The 19,961-nt window shown below is 73.5% G+C and carries 17 protein-coding genes; 8 read left to right on the top strand and 9 right to left on the bottom strand.

What is annotated here, in order from left to right; genetic code table 11:
- Positions 1-33 precede the first annotated feature (33 nt).
- On the bottom strand, positions 34-582 hold the full coding sequence (locus NOSIN_RS08080) for an ArsR/SmtB family transcription factor (RefSeq protein WP_077690135.1): 549 nt from the start codon (positions 580-582) through the stop codon (positions 34-36).
- Between the two features lie 73 nt (positions 583-655).
- On the opposite strand from NOSIN_RS08080, the gene NOSIN_RS08075 reads away from it, so the two are divergent.
- Both NOSIN_RS08075 and NOSIN_RS08070 read left to right on the top strand, forming a co-directional pair.
- Positions 656-1,927 carry an MFS transporter gene (locus NOSIN_RS08075; RefSeq protein WP_171986569.1) on the top strand — a complete coding sequence of 424 codons (1,272 nt, stop codon included), beginning with the start codon at positions 656-658 and terminating at the stop codon, positions 1,925-1,927.
- Positions 1,928-1,972: 45 nt separating this feature from the next.
- Complete coding sequence (locus NOSIN_RS08070; protein ID WP_077690134.1) at positions 1,973-2,734, top strand: phosphotransferase; 762 nt, start codon at positions 1,973-1,975, stop codon at positions 2,732-2,734.
- Between the two features lie 63 nt (positions 2,735-2,797).
- Here NOSIN_RS08070 and NOSIN_RS08065 read toward each other — a convergent pair whose 3' ends face one another.
- Complete coding sequence (locus NOSIN_RS08065) at positions 2,798-3,499, bottom strand: class I SAM-dependent DNA methyltransferase (protein ID WP_077690133.1); 702 nt, start codon at positions 3,497-3,499, stop codon at positions 2,798-2,800.
- A 454-nt stretch (positions 3,500-3,953) separates the two neighbouring features.
- Between NOSIN_RS08065 and erm the strand changes: the two genes are divergently transcribed.
- Positions 3,954-4,754 carry an ErmE/ErmH/ErmO/ErmR family 23S rRNA (adenine(2058)-N(6))-methyltransferase gene (gene erm, locus NOSIN_RS08060; RefSeq protein WP_077690132.1) on the top strand — a complete coding sequence of 267 codons (801 nt, stop codon included), beginning with the start codon at positions 3,954-3,956 and terminating at the stop codon, positions 4,752-4,754.
- Between the two features lie 120 nt (positions 4,755-4,874).
- Here the strand turns inward: erm and NOSIN_RS08055 are convergent, their stop codons facing one another.
- Entirely contained in the window at positions 4,875-5,609 is a 735-nt protein-coding gene (locus NOSIN_RS08055) for a TetR/AcrR family transcriptional regulator (protein ID WP_077690131.1), read from the bottom strand.
- Positions 5,610-5,669: 60 nt separating this feature from the next.
- On the opposite strand from NOSIN_RS08055, the gene NOSIN_RS08050 reads away from it, so the two are divergent.
- The 3 genes from NOSIN_RS08050 to NOSIN_RS08040 all read left to right on the top strand — a co-directional run bounded on the left by NOSIN_RS08050 (position 5,670) and on the right by NOSIN_RS08040 (position 8,043).
- Positions 5,670-6,497, top strand: coding sequence for an ABC transporter ATP-binding protein (locus NOSIN_RS08050; RefSeq protein ID WP_077690130.1), 828 nt, complete (start codon positions 5,670-5,672; stop codon positions 6,495-6,497).
- Positions 6,487-7,242 carry an ABC transporter permease gene (locus NOSIN_RS08045; protein ID WP_077690129.1) on the top strand — a complete coding sequence of 252 codons (756 nt, stop codon included), beginning with the start codon at positions 6,487-6,489 and terminating at the stop codon, positions 7,240-7,242. Before NOSIN_RS08050 ends, NOSIN_RS08045 begins: the two co-directional genes overlap by 11 nt.
- A 177-nt stretch (positions 7,243-7,419) precedes the next feature.
- Complete coding sequence (locus NOSIN_RS08040) at positions 7,420-8,043, top strand: hypothetical protein (protein WP_077690128.1); 624 nt, start codon at positions 7,420-7,422, stop codon at positions 8,041-8,043.
- A 20-nt stretch (positions 8,044-8,063) separates the two neighbouring features.
- Here NOSIN_RS08040 and NOSIN_RS08035 read toward each other — a convergent pair whose 3' ends face one another.
- The 4 genes from NOSIN_RS08035 to treY all read right to left on the bottom strand — a co-directional run bounded on the left by NOSIN_RS08035 (position 8,064) and on the right by treY (position 14,489).
- Positions 8,064-8,888: an alpha/beta fold hydrolase gene (locus NOSIN_RS08035; RefSeq protein ID WP_077690127.1), complete on the bottom strand. Its 825-nt coding sequence runs from the start codon at positions 8,886-8,888 to the stop codon at positions 8,064-8,066.
- A gap of 76 nt (positions 8,889-8,964) precedes the next feature.
- Positions 8,965-10,794, bottom strand: coding sequence for a malto-oligosyltrehalose trehalohydrolase (gene treZ, locus NOSIN_RS08030; RefSeq protein ID WP_077690126.1), 1,830 nt, complete (start codon positions 10,792-10,794; stop codon positions 8,965-8,967).
- Positions 10,795-11,133: 339 nt separating this feature from the next.
- Positions 11,134-12,021 (bottom strand): putative RNA methyltransferase, encoded by an 888-nt coding sequence (locus NOSIN_RS08025; RefSeq protein WP_077690125.1) that lies wholly within the window; start codon positions 12,019-12,021, stop codon positions 11,134-11,136.
- 77 nt (positions 12,022-12,098) lie between these two features.
- Positions 12,099-14,489, bottom strand: coding sequence for a malto-oligosyltrehalose synthase (treY, locus tag NOSIN_RS08020; protein WP_077690124.1), 2,391 nt, complete (start codon positions 14,487-14,489; stop codon positions 12,099-12,101).
- Positions 14,490-14,709: 220 nt separating this feature from the next.
- On the opposite strand from treY, the gene pstS reads away from it, so the two are divergent.
- The gene (gene pstS, locus NOSIN_RS08015) at positions 14,710-15,855 is read left to right on the top strand and encodes a phosphate ABC transporter substrate-binding protein PstS (protein ID WP_077690123.1); all 1,146 of its coding nucleotides are present in this window, start codon (positions 14,710-14,712) and stop codon (positions 15,853-15,855) included.
- A gap of 57 nt (positions 15,856-15,912) precedes the next feature.
- Here the strand turns inward: pstS and NOSIN_RS08010 are convergent, their stop codons facing one another.
- A complete protein-coding gene (locus NOSIN_RS08010; RefSeq protein WP_077690122.1) occupies positions 15,913-17,499 on the bottom strand; it encodes a glycosyltransferase in 1,587 nt (528 codons plus the stop codon).
- Positions 17,500-17,785: 286 nt separating this feature from the next.
- Between NOSIN_RS08010 and NOSIN_RS08000 the strand changes: the two genes are divergently transcribed.
- A complete protein-coding gene (locus tag NOSIN_RS08000) occupies positions 17,786-18,643 on the top strand; it encodes a DUF3592 domain-containing protein (RefSeq protein WP_143832884.1) in 858 nt (285 codons plus the stop codon).
- Here the strand turns inward: NOSIN_RS08000 and NOSIN_RS07995 are convergent.
- Positions 18,640-19,632, bottom strand: a complete 993-nt coding sequence (locus tag NOSIN_RS07995; RefSeq protein WP_077690119.1) for a C40 family peptidase — start codon at positions 19,630-19,632, stop codon at positions 18,640-18,642. The two genes, NOSIN_RS08000 and NOSIN_RS07995, sit on opposite strands and share 4 nt — an antisense overlap.
- Between the last annotated feature and the right edge of the window lie 329 nt (positions 19,633-19,961).

The following is a 19,961-nucleotide window of genomic DNA, read 5'->3' as shown; positions in this document are numbered from 1 at the left end:
TCGGCCGCGGCCTCCGGCGCCCCTGGCGGGGCGTCAGTCGGCGGGACGGTGCAGGAGGAACATCCCGGCGTAGCGGGGCTGGTCCGAACGCTGGTCGTCGGTGGCCACGTACTCGTCCAGGACGGCGAGGACGCGCCGGTACAGCTCCTGTACGTCCTCGTCGGACAGGTGCAGGACGAAGCGCGCGAAGGTGCGCACCGACTCCGGCCCGGCCTCGCTCAGCTCCTGTTGGAAGGCCTCCACGGGGGCGGCCGAGCCGGTGTCGGTGTCCGCGAGGGGCCCGTCCAGCCACCAGGTCTCGCCGGTGGAGCGGTAGGGCTTCTCCAGGGCGCCGCTGGCGCCGGTGCGCACGGGGGCGGGCGCGAGCAGGCCGGCGTCCACGAGCTGGCGCACGTGGTACAGGACCGTGCCCGGCGTGGTGTCCAGCCGGTCGGCGAGCTCCTTGTTGGTCAGCTCCCGGGACAGGCAGAGCCGCAGGATGCGCACCCGCGCCGGGTGGGCGAGGGCCTTGGCCTCCCGGACCGTGGCCGGACGTCGTGTGCGGGCACGGGGGGCGGCCCCGCTCTGCTTCGGTTCACCCATGGCCAGAGCGTAACAACGATCGCGGTTCCAAAATCGATTGAGAATTGTCGATCGATCTGTCACTCTCGACCACATGACCGACGACACCCCCCGCGTCGACCCCGTCCCCACGCCCCGGACCGCGCCGTTGGGCGCGGCCTTCTGGAGCCTGTGGACCTCCTCGTCGCTGTCCAACCTCGCCGACGGCGTCCTGAAGGTGGTGCTGCCCCTGATGGCGCTGCGCCTCACCGACTCCCCCGTCCTCATCGCCGGGGTGACGTTCGCGCTGACCGTCCCGTGGCTGTTCTTCTCCCTTCCGGCCGGGGCCCTGAGCGACCGGCTCGACCGCCGCCGGGCGATGCTCGGCGCCAACCTCGCCCGGGGACTGCTGCTCGGCGCCCTGGCACTGGCGCTGGCACTGGACCTGGGGTCGATCTGGCTGCTCTACGCGGTGGCGCTGTGCGTCGGCGTCACCGAGACCCTCTACGACACCTCGGCCCAGTCGATCCTGCCGCAGGTGGTGGGCCGTGACCGGCTCCCACGCGCCAACGGGCGTCTGCACACCGCCGAACTGACCGCCCACCAGTTCCTCGGCCCTCCCCTGGGAGGCCTGCTCATGGCGCTGGGCGCGGCGGTGGCGTTCACGGCCCCGGCGGCGCTGTGGCTGGTCGCGGTGGGTGCGCTGCTGCTGGTGCGCGGCCGGTTCCGAATCGAGCGGTCATCACCCACCACCATGCGCGCCGACATCGCCGAGGGGCTGCGCTTCCTGTGGCGCCACCGGATCCTGCGGTCGTTCGCGGTCATGGTGGGAGTGAGCAACTTCGGCACCAACGCGGCCTTCACCGTCCTGGTGCTCTTCGCGGTCGGCCCGGGCTCGCCCATGGGCCTGTCCGAGCCCGCCTACGGCCTGCTGCTGACCGCCGTCGCCACGGGCAGCGTGGTCGGTGCCCTGGCCGCCGAGCGGGTCGAGGGGCTGTTGGGCCGGATCTGGACGCTGCGGGCCTGCGTACTCACCTTCAGCGTGCTCGTCGGCGTCCCGGCGGTGACCGCCGATCCGTATCCGGTCGCGGTCGGCTTCTTCCTGGGCGGGCTGGGCATCGCCGGGTGGAACGTCATCACGGTGTCGCTGCGCCAGCGGATCACCCCCGACCGCCTGCTCGGCCGGGTCAACAGCGGGTACCGGCTGCTGGCCTGGGGCACCATGCCGCTGGGCGCCGCGGCGGGCGGGCTCATCGCCGAGCTTCTCGGCCTGACCTGGGTGTACGCGACCATGGGGCTGCTGTGCCTGGGGCTGCTCGCCGGACTGGCCCGGATGGACGACGCCCGTCTGGCGGCCGCCGAGCGTGAGGCCGACGGCGGCCGGTGAAAAAGCGGTGGACGCCCCCGCGCGCCCGGTGGACCATGAGGAGTCATGACCGAAACCGACGAAGAGGTTCTCGAGGGCGGCAACGTCGCCGGCCGGGTGGTACGGGTGGGACGGACCGTGCGCAAGCCGTGGCGGCGCTCCTCCCCCTCGGTGACGGCCCTGCTGGAGTACCTGCGCCGGTGCGGTTACGAGGCCTCGCCTCCCCCGTTCGGCAGGGACGGGCAGGGCCGCCAGGTGCTCGGGTACGCCCCCGGGACGATGGCCGACCGGATGGCGCCCATGGCGGAGGAGGAGCTGCACCGGCTGGGCGGGGTGATCAGGCGGCTGCACGACCTGACCGCCGCCTACCGGCCCCCTGAGGAGCCGGTGTGGGAGGTGCCCATCCCGCACGGGCGCGAGGAGCTGGTCTGCCACAACGACCTGGCGCCGTGGAACCTGGTGCGGGACGGCGACGCCTGGACGTTCATCGACTGGGACTGCGCCGGTCCGGGCACGCGCATGGGCGACCTGGGATACGCGGCGCACGGCTTCGTGCCGCTGCACGAGGGCGGCGGTCCCGTGCACGACGCGTGGCGGCTGCGCGCCCTCGCCGACGGCTACGGGTGCGACGACGCCCAGCGCCGGGAGCTGCCCGGCGCGGTCCTGCAGCGGGTACGCGGCATGTACGACCTGCTGGTGGAGGGTGCGCGGACGGGCCGCCGGCCGTGGGCCCGGCTGTACGCGGAGGGGCACGCCGACCACTGGGGGCCGGCGGCGCGGTACGTGGAGCGCAACCGCGGGGTGTGGCTGGCGGCGCTGCTGTCCTAAGGAACCGTCCCCGGGCGGAGAGGCCGCGCACGTCGCTTCCGCGGCGTCCCAGGCCGGCGCGCGTCAGGCCGGCGCGGTCCAGACGAAGGCGACCGAGATGGGATGGCCGCGAAACCTCTCCCACTTGGGCTTGGCCGCCACCCAGGTGTCGTCCACGGTGGCCTCGGACAGCTCGGCGAGGGTCCATCCGGCGGCCGTGGCGGCGCGCACGTGGTCGCTGATGAGGTGGACGTGGGTGGCGATGGCGACGTCCTCGCCGGAGGCGTCGGTGTAGTGGGTGGGCATCCCCGAGACCATCGAGAACTGCGGATGGTAGGCGACCAGTACGCAGGTGCCGCCCGGCCTGACGAGTCGGCGCGCCTCGGCGTAGAGGGGCGCCAGGTCGGGCAGGTGCTCGTCGATGAGCGAGGCGATGGCCAGGTCGTAGGAGGCGCCGGACAGTCCGGTGTCGCGCACGTCGCCCCGGGTGAGGCTGTCGTGGGCGCCGCGCTCGTGGGCCAGCGCCAGCATCCCGGAGCTGAGGTCGACGCCGTCGACGCGCGCGACCCCACGGCCGCGCAGCCAGGCGCCGGTGCGGCCGGTGCCGCAGCCCAGGTCGGCGGCGCGGGTGACGGCCGACCAGTCGGGTGCGGTGAGGCCGTCGAGCAGGGCCAGGTCCATGGCGTCCAGGACGGAGTCCTCGTAGGTGCTCGACCAGCCGTCGTAGCCGGTGGCCACGTCGACGGTGCGGTAGTGGCGGGTGTCGAAGTCCGCGAAGTCAGGCATGGGGGCGAGTATGCCGTGGTCGAGGGCGTGCGTGCGAACCGTTTTCGAGCCGCCCGGCCGACGGGAAAACCCGTTGCCGGGGCTCCGGCGGGCTTCTAGGTTGGCCGTCATGTGCTGCTTCTGCGCTGTCACCGGCCGGGCGTGCGCCTGGCCGGTGAGCGCCCACACCCATGCCGCCCGGCCCCGGTCCGCTCGCCTGGACCGGTAGTCGGCCCGGTCGCCGCGTTCCCCCTCCGCCGCGCCGCCGTACCGCTCCGCGGTGTCGGCGGCGACGGCGGTGGTGCGGTGGTCGTGGTGACCGCTCTCGTGTGATCCGCCGGCCCAGGCCCAGTCACGTCCTCTTCCTCCCTCGGACGGGCCGCCCGGACCTCTCCCTGTCCCGCGCGCCGCGTGGCGCGCGTTCGTGCCGCCCGTCCTCGTCGGCCGCCTCCCGGTGGCTGGAACGGACATCGCTGTGGCACGTACCGTACGTTCTCCTCGCACGGGCGCCGGTGACGACCGGCGCCGCCTCTCCCAGAACTTCCTGGCCGATCCCGCCTGGGCCCACCGCGTGGTGCGTACGTCCGGGGCGGGGCCCGAGGACCTGGTGGTGGAGGTGGGGCCGGGAGACGGCGCCATCACCCGCTTCCTCGCCCCGGCCGTCCGCCGGGTGCTCGCCTACGAGGTCGATCCCCGTCTGGCCGAGCGGCTCTCCGAGCGCTACCGCGACCCCGCGACGGGGGTGCGGGTGGTGCGGGCGGACTTCACCCGCGTGCGCCCACCGCGCGGGGAGTTCCACGTGGTGGGCAACATCCCCTACGCGCGCACGGCCGACATCGTGCGGTGGTGCCTGGCCGCGCACGGCCTGGCCTCGGCCACGCTCGTCACCCAGTTGGAGTACGCGCGCAAGCGCACCGGCGGATTCGGGAGGTGGAGCCGGTTGACGGTGCTGACCTGGCCGGAGTGGTCGTGGGCGCTGGCCGGGCGGATCGACAGGCGGCGGTTCCGTCCGGTGCCCCGGGTGGACGCGGGACTGCTGGTGCTGCGCAGGCGCCGTACGCCCCTGGTGGCCCCCGAACGAATGAACGACTACCGGCGCACGGTGGAGCTGGGGTTCGGCGGCGCGGGCGGATCGCTGGGCGCTTCGCTGCGCCGTGCCCATCCCGCCCGACGGGTGGACCGGGCCCTGAAACGGGCCGGGATCGCGCCGGGCGCTCCCGTGGGACACGTGGACCCGGGGCAGTGGCTGGAGGTGTTCGGCGTGCTGAGCGGCTGACCGGCCCGGGGCCGGGGCGTCGCGTGCCACGGGGCCGGAGGCCGGGACGCCGTGCTCTCCCTCCCGGGTGCTCGGCGCCCCGACAGCCGCGGCGGGCCCCACGTACGGGCGTCCCCGTGCTCAGGCGGGCGGGGAGGCGTCGGAGTCCGTGCGTCCACGGGTCCCGCCGCGTTCTCCCTCCCCGACCGCCGGCTCATCCGGCCCGTCGGTGAACGGTCCCCGTTCCCCGGAGCCCGCTCTCCCGACCGTCTCCAGCAGTCGCTCCAGCCCCTTCTCGAACTCCGCGTCCCAGTCGACCGGGAGGTCCAGCACCTCCCCGAGCCGGTGGTGCGCGGGCAGCTCCCGTGGACCCGCCCGTTCACGGCGTTGGCGTGTGCCGAGGTTCCCCTCGCCGAACCGGCCGCTGACCTCGGAGACCGCGAACCCGAGGACGAACGTGCTGAACATCCGTTCCAGTCCGGCCACCTGCTCACCCGGCACACCCGCGTCCAGGAGCGCCCCGTAGAGCGGGTCCACGACGCGCACCGCCTCGGGGAGCACGACGGGCCTGGTCAGCAGCAGGGGGAACGTCCGGGGATACCGGTGCGCCACCTCGCGGGCGCCCCGTGCGCACACCAGCAGCCGCTCGCGCCAGCCGAGCGCGGGGCCGGGCCTGGGCACCTCCGCCAGAACGCGGCCGACGAGCCCGTCGAGGAGGTCGTCCTTGCTCCGGAAGTAGCCGTACAGGGCCATGGGGGTGAGGCCGACCCCGGTCGCGATCGCACGCATCGACACGGCCGGCAGCCCGTGCTCCTCCGAGAGCCGGAGGGCGACCTCGACGATCTCCGACCGTCTTTCTTGCCTGACGTTTCCCATGGCATTACTCTACACCGTATACAAGCATTCTATACAGCGAACAGAAAGACGAAAACAAGCATGTTGGAAGCATTATGCCTGACCAAGGCGTTCGGCCCCGTCCACGCCTTGGACCAGTTCACCCTGGTCGCCGAACCCGGTGAGATCGTCGGACTCGTCGGACACAACGGGGCGGGGAAGACCACGTTCGCCAACGTCGTCTCGGGACTGCTGCGCCCCGACGGCGGACGGATCCGAGTCAACGGGAAAGCACCCCGTGCCGCGCGCCGGCTCCTCGGGCTGGCCCCCCAGCACCTCGCGCTGTACCCGACCGCCACGCCCCGGGAGACCCTGCGCCTGTTCGGCGGCCTGTACGGCCTGCGCCGCCGAAGCCTCGCCCTCGCCGTCGACGAGATCGCCGAGTCGCTCCGGATCACCGGGTTCCTCGACCGCCGGGTGGGGGTGCTCTCCGGAGGCCAGCAGCGCCGTGTCCAGGCAGCCGCCGCCATGGTCCACCGCCCCTCGCTCCTGCTCCTGGACGAGCCCACCGCGGGCGTGGACCCCGAGACCCGCCAGTCCCTGCTCCACGCGGTACGCGCCCGGGCCGAACAGGGCGCGGCGGTCGTCTACACCACCCACTACCTGCCCGAACTCACCGAGTTGGGCGCCAGCATCGCCGTGGCACGCCACGGTCGGATCATCTCCCGGGGCAGTGCCTCGGAGCTGCTCGACGGCCTGCCCGGGGAGGTACGCCTGGCCTTCGACGACGAGGAGGTGCGCGTACCCACCACCGACCCCGCCGCCACCCTGGCCCGGATGCTCACCGGCACCACCAAAGCCGTCCGCGGCGTGGACCTGAGGCAGCCCACCCTCGACGACCTCTACCGGTCGGTGGCCCATGCGCGCTGACACCGCCCGCCGGCTGACGCTGCTGGTCCGCCACAACATGGTGCTCCGCCTCCGCGACCCCGGACACCTGGTCAGCTACCTGGTCATGCCGATGGTGCTCATGCTCGTGTTCAGCCCGCTCTACCAGGCGGCGCTGCCGGGCGGCGGACGGGCCCAGGCCGTCATCGGCATGCTGGTCATGTTCTCCGTGCTCTCGCTGTCGGTCGTGGGTACCGCCCTGCTGACCGAACGCACCTGGCGCACCTGGAACCGGTTGCGCGCGAGTCCGGCCTCGGGTGTGGAGATGCTCGTCGGCAAGGCGCTGCCCGTCTTCGCCCTCCTGGTCCTCCAGCAGGGACTGCTCCTGCTCTTCGGCTCCCAGGTCGTGGGTATGCCGGTCACCGGGACGTTCGCGCTGGTCCTGCTGGCGGTCTGCGTGTGGTCCTTCGCCCTCCTGGCGATCGGCGTCGCGCTGGCCGGCTTCGTGCGCAGCCACGGAGAGCTCGCCGCCGTCAGCGACGTCGGCGCCCTGGCCGTGAGCGCCCTGGGCGGAGCGCTCGCGCCGATCTCCATGATGCCCGCCTGGGCCCAGGCCCTCGCCCCGCTCTCCCCCGGGTACTGGGCGGTGGCCATGCTCGGTGCCGCCGTCTCCGGAGACACCGGCACCGTGCTCCGGACCGCCCTCGTCCTCGCCCTCGTCGGAGTGGCCGCGGGCGCCCTGGCCTGCTTCCGCATCGGTCGCGGTATCGGTGACCTGCGGGGGTAGGAGCGTGTTCCCGGCGTGGGAGGTCCAGGAGGGCGACGGCGGATTCGGCCGGCGCACTCCTGGACGAGTCGCCCGCCCCGGTGACGAATGGGCGGTTACCGGCACACAGCGGAGCCGGGGTGTGTTCCACGTGCTGAAACCCGGTGTCGCCCCCGCCTCCGGCACTAGTCTGAGCGCATGCGCAGACACATCCCCCTGTTCCTGTCCCTCCCGCTCCTCCTCGCCCTCACGGCATGCGGCCCGGAGGGGACGGTGTCCGTCGAGGAACCGAATCCCACGCCCCAGGGGCAGGAGACCCCCTCCGAGACACCGTCCGTGAGCGAGTCCCCCAGCGGGGAGCCGTCCGCGGGTGCCGCCCCCGACCAGGCGCCGGAGGGGGAACCGTCCTCAGGTGTGACCCCGGAGGGAACACCGCCCTCAGGGGGAACCCCGGAGGAGGCGTTCAGCGAGTCCCACAGCGTCTCGTTCCCGGTCGGCGCCTACAGGCACGAGTACGAGGGGGAGGCCGACGTCGTCTATACCGTCGCCGGCGTCTCCTCCTCCGGCTCCGGACGGGTGGACTTCACCCTGGAGGTGGAGGTGCCGGATCTGGAGCGGGTGCTCGGGCTCAACAACCTCGAAGCCGTGTGCGAGACCGGGGCCGGGGAGGTCGCCGTCGAGAGCACGGACCCGCCGAGTGAGGCGGAGGCGGGCTCCCACACGTTCCCGATGTGGTGCGACGTCGCACCGGGGACCGAGGAGCTGCGGATCATCATCCGCCACGGCGGCGAGGAGATGGTGTTCGACGGACCGGTCGGCTGACCGTCCCGGGCGCGCCTCCCTCAGTCCAGGAAGTCCAGGAGGGCCGCGGTGAGCTCGGCCGGCGCGTCCTCCTGGACGAGGTGCCCGGCCCCGGCGAGCGTGTGCAGCCGCGCGCCGGGGATCGCCTCGGCGAGCCGCCGGCCGCGTTCGGGCGGCAGCCAGGTGTCCTCCTGGCCCCACACCACCAGCACCGGCAGGTCGAGGTCGGCGTACCCGTCCTCGACCTCGGCGGTGTGGCGCTCGTCGGCCTGGGCGATCTGGCGGTAGAAGGCGGGCTGGCCGTCCGCGCCGAGCCAGGGGCGCACGAGCGCGTCCAGGGTGTGGGTGCGCGGTTCGCGGTGCGCGGCCGAGGAGACGTAGGCGCGAACCAGGGCCTCGTGCAGGTGCGGGGGCAGCGCGGCGAACACGTCGGCGTTGGCGTTGACCAGGCGGAAGAAGTCGCTGCCCCAGGGACGCACGCTGACCGCGTCGACCAGGGCGAGGCGCTCGTAGGCCACCTCGTCCAGGACGGCCGCGCGCAGGGCGACCGCGCCGCCGAAGTCGTGCGCCACCACGGTGGGGCGCTCCAGCCCCCAGTGGCCCAGGAGCGCGGTGAAGGCGGTCTGCTGGGCGGCCAGGGACACGTCCTGCCCGTCGTACTTGGCCGAGGCCCCGTAGCCGGGCATGTCCCACACGTGGACGGCGTACCGGGCGCTGAGGGCGCGGGCGACGTGGCGCCAGACGTAGGAGGAGAACGGTGTGCCGTGCATGAGCACGAGCGGGGCCCCTTCTCCGAGGCGGGCCCAGCGCACGGTTCCGTTGTGCGCCTCGAAGCTCTGGTCGAGTGTCCAGGTGTCGTCGGTCAAGAGGCCTCTTTCGTGGAGTCGCGGGCAGCGCCAGCTTAGGAGGCGGTGGTGACGGTCGGGGCTCCCCGGCTCCCGGTCACACCCGCAGGACGGCGAAGGACTCACCGGGCACGTCGACGGTGGTTCCGGTGATCACCGGTCGGCCGCTGGCGAGCAGGAGCTCGCGCGGGGCGGCGTCCAGCTCCACCTCTGCGCCGTCGGCGCCCAGGTTGCACACCACCCGCAGGCCGCCCCGCACCAGGACGAGTCGGCGGCCGCCGTCACCGGCCACGACCGCGAAGCGGTCCAGGCGCGGGTCGGACAGCTCCGGTTCCCGGCGGCGCAGGGCGATGAGCGCCCGGTAGGTGTCCAGGACCCGTGCGTGGGGCCGGTGCCCGGTCTGGGACCAGTCCAGGACCGCGCTGTCGCGGGTGGCCGGGTCCATGGGGTCGGGGACCTCCTCCTCGTCCCATCCCAGGGCGGCGAACTCGCGGCGGCGGCCCTCGCGTACCCCCTCGACGAGTTCGGGGTCGGTGAAGGAGGCGAAGAAGGGCCAGGGCGTGGTGGCCGCCCACTCCTCCCCCATGAAGACCAGGGGGGTGTGGGGCGAGCACAGCACGAGGGCGGCGCCGCACATGAGCAGGCCGGGCGGGACGTGTTCGCCCATGCGGTCGCCCCGGGCGCGGTTGCCGATCTGGTCGTGGTTGCTCAGGTAGGCCAGGAAGCGGCTGCCGGGCACGCGCGCGGTGTCCACGGGTGCGCCGTGGACGCGGCCGCGGAAGCCGGAGTGGGTGCCCGCGTGCCAGAACACGCGGGTGAGCGCGGCGGGCAGCGCATCGGGGTCGGCGAAGTCGGCGTAGTAGCCGTGGGCCTCGCCGGTGAGGGCGACGTGCAGGGCGTGGTGGAGGTCGTCCGACCACTGGGCGGCCATGCCCAGGCCGCCCGCCTCGCGGGGCAGGACGGTACGGGGGTCGTTGCGGTCGGACTCGGCGATGAGGGGCAGGGGCCGGCCCAGGGCGGTGGCCAGGGCGTCGACCTCCTCGGAGAGTTCGGCGAGCAGCGGGGTGGCCCGGTCGTCGCGCAGGGCGTGCACGGCGTCCAGGCGCAGCCCGTCCAGGTGGTGGTGGCGCAGCCAGTCCAGGGCGTTGTCGACGACCATGCGGCGGACCGGGTCGGAGTCGGGCCCGTCCAGGTTGAGGGAGGGACCCCAGTCGTTCTCGCCGGAGAAGTAGGGGCCGAAGCGGGGCAGGTAGGCACCGGAGGGGCCGAGGTGGTTGTAGACCACGTCGAGCAGGACGGCCAGGCCGCGGCCGTGGCAGGCGTCGACGAGGGCCTTGAGGGCGTCGGGGCCGCCGTAGGGCTCGTGGACGGCCGCCCACAGGACGCCGTCGTATCCCCAGCCGTGGGCGCCGTCGAAGGCGTTGACCGGCATGAGTTCGACGTGGGTGACGCCGAGGTCGACCAGGTGGTCGAGCCGTTCGGCGGCGGCCCGGAGGGTGCCCTGGGGGGTGAAGGTGCCCACGTGGAGTTCGTAGACGACGGCGCCCGCGAGGGGGCGGCCGGTCCACGCGCCGTCGGTCCAGGTGAAGGCGGCGTGGTCGTGGACGCGGCTGGGTCCGTGGACTCCGTGTGGCTGGCGGAGCGAGCGCGGGTCGGGCAGGGGCTGGGAGTCCTCGTCCAGGAGGTAGGCGTACTCGGTGCCGGGTCCGGCCCCGTCGACCTGGGCGCGCCACCAGCCGTCGTCATCGCGCCGCATGGGGACGTCGCGCTCCGCGGGTCCGTCGGCGTCGCCGGTGCCGTACAGGCGCAGGCGCACGCGTTCGCGGTGGGGTGCCCAGACGGCGAAGTCGCCGTTGACGCCGCGTCCCGTGACGGCGGAGGCGCCGCTGGCGTGGGACGTGGTCGTGATGGTCTCCGATTCACTCACGGAGGGTGACCTACCCGGCCTGCGCGCCCACCATCCGCGGCCGTCCCTGATGCGCGGCTTGTCCTTCTTCTGGGCCTTCTTCCGGGCCTTCGCCGCGCGGATGGCGGCGGGCCGTCCACAGGCCGGAACCCGGCCTGGCGGGCGCGACGGATACGCGGTTCTCTGGTTACCGGGGGGGGTGCTGAACCTTCGCCCGCCTCGGCGTGCCCGCACACGGCCGGCCCCCGCGAACCCCGCACCGCGGATCCGCGCAGGACGCGGCTCGGACGGAACCGGTTTCCCCGCCCCGGCGTGTCCCGAACCGGCCGGCGGCACCCCGGACCCCTCGGCCCACACCCCTCAGCGGCGCGGCCGGTAGGTGTGCAGCCGCACCGACGCGGTGACCGGCACCGGTGCGGGCAGGTTCGCGATGCGCGCGAGCAGGTCCCGCGCGGCGATGTGCCGGGCGCTCGGTCCCATGCCGACGACGGTCGCGGCGTCGTCGTGGCCCAGTTCCATGGAAAAGCGCAGCTCCTCGGTACCGGCCGGGGCGAAGTGCCCGTGCAGGGAGTCGGCGAGGCGCTCCTCCTTGCGCGGATCCACCTCCAGCAGCCCCAGCGCCTCACGGAGTTCGGTGAGGTGGTCGGCGGCCGGGACGACCACCAGCAGCACCCCGTCGTCGCGCAGCACCCTGCGGAACTCGGCGGCGCCCCGCGGCGCGAACACGTTGAGCAGGGCGTCCACCGAGGCGTCGCGCAGTGGCAGCCCCCGCCAGGCGTCGGCGGTCACGGCGCCGCCGCGCTCGTGGACCCGGGCCGCCTTGCGGGCGGCGAACTTGGACACGTCGACGGTCAGCCCCACCGCGTGCGGCAGGGCCTCCAGCACCCGCGCCAGGTGGCGGCCGGTCCCGCCGCCGATGTCGGCGACCAGCGGCACGGGCGCGGTGAGCTCACGGGCCAGGGCGGCGGACAGCGCGTCGGAGATCCGGTCGTGGTGCCCCGCCTCCTGGAACCTCAGGCGGTCGGCGACCATCTCCCTGCTGTCGCCGGTCCCGGGCGGCGTGGCACCGGTGAGCAGGCTGGCGTACCCCTCGCGGGCCACGTTGAAGCTGTGCCCGCCGGTGCAGGCGAGCCCGCGCTCACCGAGGTCGAGTCCGCGCCCGCAGGCGGGACAGGCCAGGGCGGCCGCCACGGAGCCGGGCATCCGCAGCCTGGGGCCGGTGTGGGGTGGGGTGTTCGCGCGCGTCATGATCGCGGTCAGCCTACCGTCCTGTCGTGGTCGGCCGGTGCCGGCCGACCACACGCCCGACCGCCGCCCGGCCCCGCTCACTCCCTGGTCAGCACCGCCACCGGGTAGCGGTCGAGCACCTCCTCCAGGTGCGCCAGGGTCAGCCCGTCCGCGCGCTCCGGTGCGATGACACGGCCGGTGAGCCGGTCGGTCCACGTCCCCGGCCCCGAGGGCAGCGCCAGCGCGGTGCCCGACCACCCCCCGGCCTCGGCCAGGGTCAGCGGCAAACGTGTGGCGACCACCGCCAGGCCGGGGTGGGCGGCGCCCCGCGAGGTACGCGCGAAGGCCAGGGCGTGACGGGCGGCCGGCCCCGAGGCGGTGAGCGGCAGATACCCCTGCGGGCGCAGTTCCCGCCGGGTGCGCAGGCAGGTACGGACCAGGTGGAGCTTGGCCGCGCCGGTGGCGTCCACCGGCGGGCGCCACCCCCCCTCGACATGGGCCAGCAGGTCGGCGCGGGCCTGGTAGTCCACGGGCCTGCGGTTGTCGGGGTCGACCAGGGACAGGTCCCACAGCTCGGTGCCCTGGTAGAGGTCCGGAACGCCCGGCCCCAGGAGTTGCAGGGCCTTCTGGCCCAGGGAGTTGCTCCATCCGGCCTCGCGCACCGACTCCACCACCGAGACGACCTCCCCCCTCAGGGCCGTGTCGCCCAGGACCCGGGCGGGCCAGGAGCGGACGCGGTCCTCGAAGTCGGTGTCCGGATCGGTCCAGGAGGTTCCCAGGCGTGCCTCCCGTGCGGCCTTGAGCAGGTACTCGGTCAGGCGCTCCTCCCCGATCGGCCAGGCGCCGACCAGGGTCTGCCAGCCCAGCAGGTTGAGCGCGGGTTCGGGCAGGGCGCACCGCTCGGTCCAGCGGCGCACGGCCTCGGCGAAGGGCTCCGCCACCTCGGAGAGGGCGGCCAGGCGGGCGCGCACGTCCTCCGAGCGCTTGGTGTCGTGCGTGGACAGGGTGGTCATGGTTCGGGGACGGGAGGCCTCGCGGCGGGCCGCGCCGTCGTGGAACTCGTCCGGGGTGAGGGCGAAGTCGGCCGGATCGCCCCCCACCTCGTTGAGGGCGGCGAACCGGGTGGCCCGGTAGAACGCCGTGTTCTCGGTGCCCATGGCCACGACCATCCCGCTGGTCTGCTGGATGCGCCGCGCGGCCTCGCCGTGGGGGTCGCGGCGCACCCGCCGGTCGACGACCTCCAGTTCGAAGGCCAGGTCGGGGCGGCGTTCGGCCGCGGTCTCCACCGCACGGACCCAGTCCCGCTCGCCCTCGGGCAGGTAGGAGCGGTACACGTCGAAGGAGCACAGCAGTTCGGCGACGGCCTCCTCGCGCCGGCGCACCGCTTCGTCGGAGGGCTCCTCCCGCCCCTCGGGCGGCCGGGGCGGCAGCAGGGCGGCGATGCGCCGCACCTCGGCGCGCAGCAGTGCGGTGGCGGCGTGGCGTCGGGCCCGCACGTCGGCCTCGACGACGTCCACCTCCACCCCCTGGTCCAGCGCCAGGGTGGTCAGGTCGGCCTCCCCCGAGGGGTCGACGAACACTCCGCAGATCTCGCGCAGGGCGTCGTATCCGGTGGTTCCGGCGACCGGCCAGGACTGCGGAAGGCTCTCGCCGGGTGCGAGGATCTTCTCCACCACCACCCAGCCGCCGAAGTGCTCGGCGAGCCTGCGCAGGTAGCCGCCGGGGTCGGTGAGCCCGTCCACGTGGTCCACCCGCAGGCCGTCGAGCTGGCCCAGCCGGGCCCAGCGCAGGATCTCGGCGTGGGTCGCGTCGAAGACCCCGGGGTCCTCCACACGTACGGCGGCCAGTTCGCTGACGTCGAAGAAGCGCCGGTAGGTGAGTTCGCCGTCGCCGCGCCGCCAGGACACCAGCCGGTAGTGCTGGCGCTCGTGCACCCGCTCGACCGGGTCGCCGGGGGCGTGGGTGCCCGGGGCGAGCGGGTAGCGCTTGTCGTGGTAGACCAGGCAGCCGTCGGCCAGGGCGAGCTCTGCCAGTGCGGCCCGTCCGCCGTCACCGTCGTCGCCGAGCACGGGGACCAGGATCGGCCCGGCGTCGAAGTCGATGTCGAAGCAGCGCGCGTACACCGAGTCCCTTCCGCGCGCGAGGACGTCCCACCACCAGGGGTTGGCGTCCGCCCGCGCCACGGACACGTGGTTGGGCACGATGTCCACGACCACGCCCAGGCCCAGGTCGTGCGCCTTGGCGGCCAGGGCCTCGCGGGCGGTGTCCCCGCCCAGGACGGGCGAGACCCGGCTGGGGTCGACCACGTCGTAGCCGTGCTGGGATCCCGGGGCCGCGGCGAGCACCGGGGAAAGGTAGAGCGCGCCGGCCCCGAGCCGGTCCAGGTAGTCGAGCAGCCCGGCGGCGTCGTCCAGGGTGAACCCCGGACGCAGTTGCAGGCGGTAGGTTGACGTTGGAGCGGCGGCCGTGGACGTGTCGTTCGTGCTCATCACGCAGCTACCCGTGCCCGTCCCGCCCGCGTGTCATGCACTCCGTCACCGGTCCGGGTGAGCGCCATCCCACACGGGGCCGCCTTGGGGGTGCTGGTCCGCCGGTGGTTAAATTCTTCGGCGGTGCTCCATCACCAGCGGCGACGCGCCCGACCGGGAACGCGCCGCGGTGAACACAGGCCACGGACCACCGACGCCGACGAAGGGGATAGAAGCAGTCGTGCTCCCGTCCAACAAGCGCACCAAGACCGGCGCCCCGCGCCACAGAGGCGCCCGCCGGGGCGCGGCGTCGGCCGCGCTGGCCGGTCTGCTGCTGGCGGTCACCGCCTGCGGCAGCGACCAGGCCGTTCCGGAAAGCGCCGCGCCGGCGGTTCCCGAGGACCTGGAGTGCTTCTCCGGGAGTCTGTCGGGGGCCGGCTCCAGCGCCCAGGAGAACGCGATGACGACCTGGATCGCCGGCTACCAGTCGGCGTGCGAGGAATCACGCGTCTACTACAACTCGATCGGCTCGGGAGGCGGCCGCAGCCAGTTCATCGACGGGGCGGTGGCCTTCGCCGGAACCGACGCCGCCCTGGACCCGGCGGAGAACGCCGACGCCCAGGAGCGGTGCGGCGGCTCGGACACCCTCAACCTGCCCGCGTACGTGGTGCCGATCGCGGTGGTGTTCAACCTGGAGGGCGTGGACTCGCTGAACCTGCGCCCGGAGACGCTGGCGAAGATCTTCAACCAGGAGATCACCCGCTGGGACCACCCGGAGATCGCCGAGGCCAACCCGGACGTGGACCTGCCGGACAAGGCGATCACCCCGGTCAACCGCTCCGACGACTCGGGGACCACCGAGAACTTCACCAACTACCTGCACCAGGCGGCGCCGAAGGCGTGGCCGCACGAGCCGGGCGGGCAGTGGCCGATCACCGCGTACGAGTCGGCGCAGGGCAACAGCGGCATCGCCGACACGGTCAAGCGGGCCAAGGGGGCGATCGGCTACGTGGAGATGTCGCACGCGCACGGCATGTCCACGGTGGACCTCGGTGTCGGCGGCGAGTTCGTGGAGATCTCCCCCGAGGCCGCCGCGAAGGTCGTGGCCAAGTCCCCGCAGCGCGAGGAGAACCCCAGCGAGTACGACCTGGCGCTGAACCTGGACTACGGCACGACCGAGTCGGGCACCTACCCGCTGGTCCTGGTCAGCTACGAGGTCGTGTGCCTGGACTACCCCGACGACCAGACGGCGCAGAGGGTCAAGGCGTTCATGAAGTACGTGGTGAGCCCCGAGGGCCAGCAGGCCGTCTCCGAGGAGACGGGTTCCGCGCCGATCAGCGACGACCTGCGCGGGAAGCTGCTGGAGTCGATCAACGCCATCAGCTGATCCGGAGCGTTCGCGCGAAGCGGACGGGAGGGGCGGAAGGGCCGCGGGTCCCGCGGTCTACCCCCGCCCCCTCCGGAGCCGGCGGCGGGTCCGCTCCCACCCCGAGCGCAGCCAGCCGCCGGAACGCGCGCCTCCACGGCGGCCCGTGTCCTCCCGGGCATCGCGCCCTCCCTGTGGCGGAAGCGGCGCGGCGACCTCCACCGGGTCCGGTTCGGTGCGCGGAGGCGGCGGCACCGACCGGTACAGCGACAGGTCGGTCAGCGTCTCCTCGCCCGCGTGGATGCGGTAGCGGCCGTGCAGCTCGGCGACCACGTCTCCCAGGTCCTCGCCCTCGTCGCGCACCCGTATGGCCCGGGCCAGCGCACGGGTGCGCCACAGCCGCACCCCGGCGTCGCGTGTGGGCGAGGTGGCGGAGAAGAGTTCGGTGAGTCCGGCGCGGGCGCGCTCGGCGCTGGCCAGCAGCCGGGACACGGCGACCTGGCCCAGTCCCCAGGAGACCGGAACCTGTAGCAGGAACGGCGAGGGGAATCCCGTGCGGGGCGCGGAGTCGGCGAAGGAGACGCGGGGTTCGCTCAGGTAGGTGGCCTGCGCCAGTCTCAGGTCCAGGTGGAGGCCGGCGGCGTGCCGTCCCTGTCCCGCCCCCTCCCAGTCGGCGACCAGGGTGACGGCCAGGTCGGTCTCGGCGCTGGCCAGCAGCCGGTCCACGCAGGCGCGGACCAGGTCGTAGGGGGCACCGGAGACGTCGACGACGGTGTGCACGAGCGGGGTCCGGCGCCGGTGGACGGGCACACGCTCACGGTAGGCGTGCGGGTGCGGCATGGACTCGGCGAGCACCTCGGTACGGAAGCGCTCGGAGGGCAGCCTGGTGCGCGCGGTACCCGCGCGGCCCACGTGCCAGCCGGTGGCGGCGGGTTCGGGCAGCATGACGGCGCCCGCCTGCCAGAGCCGGTAGCCGAACTCGGTGTCCTGGCCCAGGTCGAGGCCGGGATCGACTCCCCCGGTGGCCTCGTAGAGGCTGCGCCGCACGGCCGCCGCCGCGCCGAGGTAGGCGTGGAAGCCCAGGTGGTCGGCGTCACGCAGGCCGTCACTCTCCGTGAGGAGGCGGTGGACCCACTCGTGGTGCCGGCCGGCGTCCAGGGCCCGGTGGAGTGCGCCGGCGCGCGCCAGGGCCAGTGCCTCGGCGGGGCTGTCGGGGCCGGTGTGGGAGAAGCGGATCCGGCCGAGGGTGACCGCCTCGGCGTGTACGTGCTGCCAGCGGGCCTGGGCCTCGACGAACTCGGGGCACACGACCATGTCGGCGTCCATCCACAGCAGGATGTCGCCGGTGCTGGCGTGGGCGCCGTAGGCGCGGGCGTATCCGGCGCCCCAACCGCCGTCGGGCGGGGTCAGGACGCGGCAGTGCGCGGGACGCAGCGCGGGCAGTCGCAGGGGCGGGGAGGAGCGGTCGTCCACGACCACGACCTCCATCAGGTCCCCGGGATAGGTCTGCGCGGCCAGGGAGGCCAGGGCGAGGTCGAGGCGGCGCTGTCCGTTGCGCGCCGGGATGACGACGCTGACGCGCAGGTCGGGGGTCCAGCGTCCGATGCCGGGCGGTGTCAGCACACTCCAGTCGTTGCGGAAGACGCGGGTGCGGACCCGTTCCACCCGGCCACGGTGAGACACTCCGTCAACATGGGACCCTACGTGCTTGTTCAGTGACACACAGTCACCATACCCTCGTTTGACCGCGCCGTGGAGGCCTTCGCACATGTGTCACGAAACGGTCGTGGAACATCCCCGGTCCGGAAAACGGTGCCGGTCGACAGTACTCCTTCTACGGCCTCCGCCCCTCTGATAGAACAATCCGGTGGGCTTAGACCTCGTACTCCCCCTCGTTTGGACCGCCGTCCTCGTCCTCGCGGTCTACCGCGCCGTACGGAGCCTGGTTCCGGTGCTCAGGAAGCGACGCGAACAGCGGTACCTGGACCGGTCGGGCGTGCGCGCGCGGGGCGTCGTCCACTCCGTGCACCCCCTCCGGCGCAGCCCCGAGGGGCACACCGTCACCGTGGAGGTGCACGACGGCCGCGGCCGCTCGTGGCACGCGGTCGACACCTCGGGGCTGGGCGGCTACCTCGTCCGTGAGGGCACCCCCGTCGAACTGGTCCACTCCCCCACCGACCCCCGGTCCGTCCGGGTCGAGCGGGCCGCCCTCCCCGCCCCCGGCGCGGGTTTCTACCCGCTCCACCCGAGGAGGCGTGCCGACATCGGTCCGGCGGTCGTGGACATCGTGGCCCCCCTGCTCTTCCTGCTCTTCCTCACCGCGCTGCTGGGCATGGAACTCCTCGCCCCACCGGAGTGGAACACCATGGTCACGGACCTCATACCCCTGGTGTTCACGCTCATAGGCACGGCCCTGCTGGTCTCCGTCGCCGGGAGGGCGCTGGGTGCACGCCTGGTCCTGCGCCGGCACACCGCCGAGGCCGAGGGAACCGTCACCGACACCTGGCGCGAGGACGGCGATGTGCACGTCGACGGACGCCGCGTGTCCGTGTACCCGTTCACGGTGCACTTCCGGCTCCCCGACGGACGCGAGGTGCACCGGCGCCACCGCCTCACCAGCACCGTCCACCGCACCTTCGTCGACCAGCGGGTACGGGTCCGCTACGACCCCGAGCGCCCGACCCGGTTCACCGTCCGGGACTTCTCACCGGGCCGGGCGGGGACGGTGGTCCCGGTCATCGTCGGAGTCGGCTTCATCCTCATCGGCACCTTCGTGACCCTCATGTTCCTGACCTCGGGCGGTTCCTAGCCGACGCGGACCGCCGCGGTGAAGACGCCGTCCCAGTACGCCGCCAGGGAGACCTCCTCCAGCGGCTTGGACGGGTTGGAGCCGTGGATCATGTTGCCGTTGCCGGAGTAGATCCCCACGTGGCTGGGGGAGGACTCGCTGTAGAAGAACAGCAGGTCGCCGGGCTGCACCTGGTCCCGGGGGACCCGCGTACCGGCGTTGACCTGGTCGTAGGTGGTACGGGGCAGGCTGACCCCGGCCTGGGCCCACGCGGCCTGGACCAGTCCCGAGCAGTCGTAGCTGTCGGGCCCGGTACCGCCCCAGACGTAGGGCTTGCCGATCTGGGCGCGGGCGAAGTCCAGGACGGCCTGGACGTCTCCCGACACCGCCGCCGTGCCTCCGCCGCCGGAGGAGGCCGCGGAGGTGGTCGGGTCCTGCCCGCCCATGCTCTCCAGGACCTCGGCCTGCTCCTCCAGGGCGGCCTCGCCCTCCTCCTGGGCCTTCTCGGCCTCGGCCAGCGCCTCGGCCGCGTCCTCCTCCGCCGCGGCGGCCTGGTCGCGCAGCTCCTCGGCGCGCTCCACCTCCACGACGTAGTCGGCCAGGACCTCGTCCTGGCCCTCGGAGAGGAAGTTCAGGTCGGCGATGTTCTGCAGGGACGCGTCCGGGTCGCCCTCGAACAGGACCGTGAAGAGGCTGTGGGTGGACCCGGTGTAGGCGGTCCGGGCGATCCCGGAGACCTTGTCCGACTTGGCGTCCAGTTTCTCCTGGGCCGTGCCGAGGCGCTCCTCGATGTCCTCCAGCTCGGTCTCGGCGGCCTCGTGGTCCTCCTCGGCCTGGTTGTAGGCCTCGTTGAGCTCCGAGAGCTCCTCCTGGAGCTGCCCGTGGCGCTCCCGGGCCTCCTCCTCGGTGGGTTCGGCGAGGGCGACGCCCGAGGACAGGACGACCGCGCCCAGGGTGGCGCAACCGACCGTCGCGACACGGCGCATGCTGGATTCGGGGGTGCGAGTCAAGGGACCGACTGCTTTCCTCCCATCACCCGTCTACCGGCGCAGGGCATCCCTGGGACACGCCTGGAACAGGCGTGTGGGGATGTGGTGAGAGGGGGATCCCGGCTGGCGGCGTACGAGAGGGGCCGCGGGAGGTGCGCCGGTGTTGCTGCGGCGGCCTCTGCTCCTGGGAAAGGACTGTCGACGAGCAGAGTGCGACGGAAACCGGACGCCGCCACCCTTGTGGTGACTAACGGGGCGTTCCGACCTGAGGGAACACTAATCCACCGCCCGGGCCGGACGCGACCCTTTCGTTACCTTCTCTTGGGCAACCCTCTGGCCTGCGGTTCCAT

The sequence above is a fragment of the Nocardiopsis sinuspersici genome (assembly GCF_001998325.1).
Lineage (GTDB): Bacteria > Actinomycetota > Actinomycetes > Streptosporangiales > Streptosporangiaceae > Nocardiopsis > Nocardiopsis sinuspersici.
The sequence above is the reverse complement of the archived record's forward strand: the minus strand, read 5'-3'. Positions and strand labels throughout refer to the sequence as shown.